At 38.0% G+C, this 1607-nt stretch carries 1 protein-coding gene; it reads right to left on the bottom strand.

Annotated features, from left to right (window positions below; translation table 11 throughout):
- Positions 1 to 369: 369 nt before the first annotated feature.
- Positions 370 to 1607: ISLre2 family transposase (locus EJN67_RS13915; protein WP_129725025.1), on the bottom strand; the 1238-nt coding region annotated here is incomplete at its 5' end.

Genomic DNA, 1607 nt, shown 5'->3' with positions numbered 1-1607 from the left:
GATAGCGTCAATTTACTGTAGGGAAAAGAAGAATAGATAACATCCTGGGATATTTTTACTTAAAGTTACAGTTCCCATATATTCAGATGACTGTTTGGTATTATAGTTTTATCTACACCATTAACACTCTAATCAGCTCTAGGCCATGCCTTTTACAACTTGTTTGCTGTGGTTCTACCTATTATAGCATAAAAGGATAAAGCACCAATGATCCATTTAGTGTTTTCAATAAAAACACAGCTATTTTACCATTTGCCATTGCTGTCAAGCCTAAAATAAACTTCACTACGTTCTGGGCTTGACAGCGTAGCCCAGCTATAGGGTCGATGGTATACATCCATCGCTTTTTATTGTCATTGAATACTAATATTATCGTATTCCTGCTACACTCCTTAGTTCATTAAATAGTCCTGTTTTCTTCCCCAGAGTAAATACAGTCAGGTTGCTATTCCATGAATTAGCATACCTGCTTTCAGATAACTTCCTTACTTCTTTGACTAACTCATCCTGCAATTCATGTTTACTAGTTTCCATCTCCCTAAGCTTTTGGGCCATAACTAAATCATAAATCTTTCCACCATTTTTCTTATATATGATAAGCTTAGACATCTTAGCAACACCTATCTGGGACCATCCCTTAGGCCTGCTACTTAGCCTATTTGAGAATACATGACTTACATGGCCTTCGGCGCTACAACCAACTATCTCATCACGCTTTTCAGCCTTTATTTCTATTCCATGCCAGTTATTCAATATATACCGCCTAGCATCCCTAACTGCTTTCTTTTTCGTTTCGGAATCAGTTAGCTTAAGTATCTTCTTAAAGACTTCCTTAACCATATCCTTATCTGGCCAATCAAGTGCATCCTTTAGCTCTTGGTAAATGTCTTCATCATTTAGGTGCGCAGTTGCCGTTATCATATATTTCTTAAGGTGATAATTATCAAGAACAAACTTACTTTTAGGGATCCAATCAAGCCCGGTTTTAATCCAGGATGCTCCATCACCAGAGAGGTATATGGTTTCAATTGAATCCAGGTTGTACTGCTTATCTATATATTCCATGACCTCGAGCCAGAGATCCTCACTCTCTTTATACATACCACCAAAGTATTTAATATTCTTAAGTCTGGTCCTTGTTTTACTGCTTCTTTCAGGGTCTATTCCTTCATGTACATAAACAAGTTTAGGCATAGCTGTTTTGCTTTGATTATCTTTTTCATCACCTTGCCTCTGCAGGGAAACATGGTCTTCATCTGCTTCAACGTATAGGATCTTAACATCCCTCTTCTTATCCACTTTAAGCTCAGGCTCTATTATCTTTAGGTTATGTATTTTATTCATAACAGCTTGTTTGCTTATTTCGTCTAGATATCCAGCCACCTCTCCACCTTTCCTATAGGTGCTGTCTATGGCTTCATCCACCACATTAATAACCACATCCGCACTCACCCTATCATGAGGCTTCAAACCAACAAGCTCGTCAACAAGATATTTCCTCTTACCACCAGCCTTAGGCTTAAAGTAAGTCCTGTTATATCTAATGGTTCCAAAGGTTGTTAGAATACCCGTCTCATCCTTCCTAACAATCTCCCAGTTGTTTTTTC

Source organism: Xylanivirga thermophila (assembly GCF_004138105.1).
Lineage (GTDB): Bacteria > Bacillota > Clostridia > Caldicoprobacterales > Xylanivirgaceae > Xylanivirga > Xylanivirga thermophila.
The sequence above is the reverse complement of the archived record's forward strand: the minus strand, read 5'-3'. Positions and strand labels throughout refer to the sequence as shown.